Origin of the sequence: Microbulbifer okhotskensis (genome assembly GCF_023895975.1) — a bacterium.
Lineage (GTDB): Bacteria > Pseudomonadota > Gammaproteobacteria > Pseudomonadales > Cellvibrionaceae > Microbulbifer > Microbulbifer okhotskensis.
In genome coordinates, this window is sequence record NZ_JALBWM010000211.1 from 1 (window position 1) to 3,243 (window position 3,243).

Annotated in this window: 3 protein-coding genes; 2 read left to right on the forward strand and 1 reads right to left on the reverse strand. The window is 44.6% G+C overall.

The features are described from left to right. Positions 1 to 604: 604 nt before the first annotated feature. Complete coding sequence (ltrA, locus tag MO867_RS21165; protein WP_252472813.1) at positions 605 to 1,876, reverse strand: group II intron reverse transcriptase/maturase; 1,272 nt, start codon at positions 1,874 to 1,876, stop codon at positions 605 to 607. 441 nt (positions 1,877 to 2,317) lie between these two features. On the opposite strand from ltrA, the gene MO867_RS21170 reads away from it, so the two are divergent. Then, on the forward strand, positions 2,318 to 2,740 hold the full coding sequence (locus MO867_RS21170; RefSeq protein WP_252472815.1) for a hypothetical protein: 423 nt from the start codon (positions 2,318 to 2,320) through the stop codon (positions 2,738 to 2,740). Positions 2,741 to 2,838: 98 nt separating this feature from the next. Next, entirely contained in the window at positions 2,839 to 3,159 is a 321-nt protein-coding gene (locus MO867_RS21175) for a DUF4288 domain-containing protein (protein ID WP_252472816.1), read from the forward strand. Positions 3,160 to 3,243: the final 84 nt, after the last annotated feature.

Sequence of the window (3,243 nt, forward strand, 5' to 3'; positions counted from 1 at the left end):
TAATGCCCGCCCAAGAAAAATGTTAAATTATTGGAGCCCGCTGGAATTTCTAGTGAGTAAGCGTGTGTCGCTTATGTTGGCAATCTAGCAAATAGTAAATTTAAAAAAATTAGAGCTTCTTTATATTGGCTCTAGTGCTGCCGCTGAATCAGTAGACCCGATTAGCGAATTATCAGGATTAAAAGGCTTATACGTTGAAAACTTCCAAAAGGTTAAAGATTATTCTTGTCTAATAAAGTTAAGAAATCTCGAAAGTCTAACTATTTGTGGTAATGGTATGGGCCCGCAGTATATTAAAGTCGACAACATAGACTTTCTGAAAGATATGACAAATTTGCGGTATTTTAGATTTCTCACTGTACGCCTATCTAGTGCTGACTACAGTCCAGTATTAGGTCTTATTAACCTCGAATATTTATCGCTAAGAAGCTATAAAGATGTTAAAAAAATATTTAGTGATTTAGTTGCGTTACCAAAATTAAAGTGGGGCTTATTAAAAGAGTATCCCGAGAATTATGAGAAATAGGGCTAAATCGGGTAGCCGGTAGTTTTTACCTACCGGCCCCCACACCACCCATCGTGCGGGTCCGCAATGAGCGGTTCCCTATCCGTAATGAATTTCCACCCAACGATCACGTAACGAGATCAACCCCATCTTTTGGAAAAACTCATTGTTGAGTGCAATATGAATACCTTCGGTCTTTGCGTTTCGCCAGTAACTTTTACCGGACGAACCGCAGGTGACTGCCAGCGATTCACTCACACCCATACGCAGTAGATTTCGAACTTTCGTTCTCACTCTGCGCCAATTCTTCCAATAGCTCATCCTTAATCGCCGCCGTATCCAGCAGTCAAGATTTATACATTTTTGATAGCCTTGCGCTATCCCAAAATAGTTGATCCAGCCACGGAGGTATACGGTAAGTTCTTTCAGTTTCTTTTCCATCGAAATACCACGAGATCGCCCTGTAATCTGGCGGACGCGGTATTTAAATTGAAGTAGGGACTTATCATGCCAGACAAGCCTTGCACCGCGAAAAGAGAAGCCCAGGAACTTACAACGGCTTACAGGAACTACTTGGCTTTTAGTATCGTTAACTTTGAGTTTAAGCTTGCGCTCAACAAAGCGTTTAATACTGGCCATTACCCGTTCACCCGCGCGTTTAGAGGAAACGACAATCACAAAATCGTCCGCATAGCGGACGAAATTGTGTCGGCGTTTTTCCAGCTCTTTGTCGAGCAGGTCGAGTACAATATTGGAGAGCAGCGGCGATAAAGGGCCACCTTGTGGCACTCCCTCATGACAAGCTTTCCAACATCCATCTTCTACACTTCCTACGCGCAAGTAGCTTGCGATCAGTTTGAGTAAACGCTTATCGCTAATTCTTTGGCCGAATAAGCTCATGAGGAAGTCATGATTCACCCGGTCGAAGAACTTAGATAGATCGACATCCACCGCTATTCGCTTGCCACCCCCGATATACTTTTGTAGATTTTTCACCGCGTGATGCTGTGATCGCTTTGGCCGGAAGCCATAGCTAAACTCTGAAAAAGTCACATCGAAAATAGGGTTGATGATTTGCGCGATAGCTTGCTGAATAACACGATCAAAAATCGTAGGTATCCCTAGCCCTCGCTGACCACCGTCTGACTTGCGAATGTAGACGCGTCTAACAGGCAGCGGCTGGTAATGACCTTGCCGAATGGCTTCGATAATTTCATCGCCAACTGCCTTGAAGTGCTGCACAAAATCATCAACGGTAATCCCATCAATGCCTGCTGCACCTTTATTGCTTCGAACGTGTTTCCATGCAGCATTGAGATTTTCTTTGCTGAGGATAGTATCGAGCAGATCTTCATTTGAGTTAAGTATCATGGCAGTGCGCCACCTCAACTTTAGCCGACTGGAAACATATCGGTAGGCTAGCCCTGTCTTTTAGCTCGTGGATTTAGGTTCAGGCCTTCACCGTGTCCAAGGTATTAATCCTGGCATTTGGCTACTATGCCGTCTGCATTGACTCTACCCATTAGATCACACGGCTTCGGTGTCCTTGGCCACCTCGCCTCCAGGCTAAGCCTTATATGATGTTTCTGTTCGTCAGCTCGTAGTTTTGCTAGCGGCTTCCTCCCCACAAGACCTCACGGTACTGCAGTTGCCATTCGCTAGTAGTTAGCATTTAATGGAACCCATTAAACGGTGATCTTCCTACAGGGGACTTTCACCCCATTAGTTCACCTCCATGCTGGGCGTACCAAGATGCGGCACAATAGGACTCGTCACTGCGTTCCTCGCCTGTGCGCACGGCGTTAGGTTTCTATGAGCTTTGGGAAATATTTTCGTATAGCACTGTTTTTTCCTTACCTTATCGGAGGGATTGCAGCGGCATTAGCGTTTACAACTGGGTTCGGAGTAAAGAACGAACTAGTTTTCTTTACTGTGTTTTCAATTGTATTCGCGGGCATTCCCTATGCCCTGTTTGTGGCCTTAGCGTTTGCGTGGTCTAAATCACGCTCAGATAGTGAAATTAAAAAGGCCATGTGGCTTGCACCATTGTTGTTCTTGCCACTATTAATAATAGTGCCATTTGTTAGCGGTTCCCCAGGTGGCTTTCTTCAAACCATTGCATCAATCGCAATACTTTGGGGCTTTGCGTTGGTTTACGGTTATGGGTATGTGTTGCTCACCTATGGTGGGTGGGTACTTATTAAAAAAATGGGCTTAGGCTGTGAGCAAACCTAACAAAGCCATTAACTTCGCGCCTATTGGCGCCGGACAGCCTACGCTGTTCTCCGGCTGCCGGTTATGGCGGCGTTATGTTTCTTGAGGAATAGCTAACTATGAAATGGTTTGCAGTACGGACAATATTTCATTTTGGCATTAAAGAAGATGGAAAAAATGTATTTGAAGAAAGGACAGTAGTATTCAGTGGAGAGTCGGCTGAAGAGGCATTCGAAAAAGCAGATGCGGAAGTAGAAGAGTATTCGAAATGTGATGATAGAGCTGATCTTGCAATCCATCCAAGTAAAGAATTATATATCCAGGACGGAGACCCATTAATCGACGGATATGAAGTTTGGTCCCAACTATTCGAAACAACAGAAACTATGGAAGAGTTTTTTAAAAATCGATATGAGAGATATGAATACACACCCGACTAAAAAACATAAATCGGGTTGCCGGTAGTTTTTAGCTACCGGCCCCCACACCACCCATCATGCGGGTCCGCAATGGGCGGTTCCCTA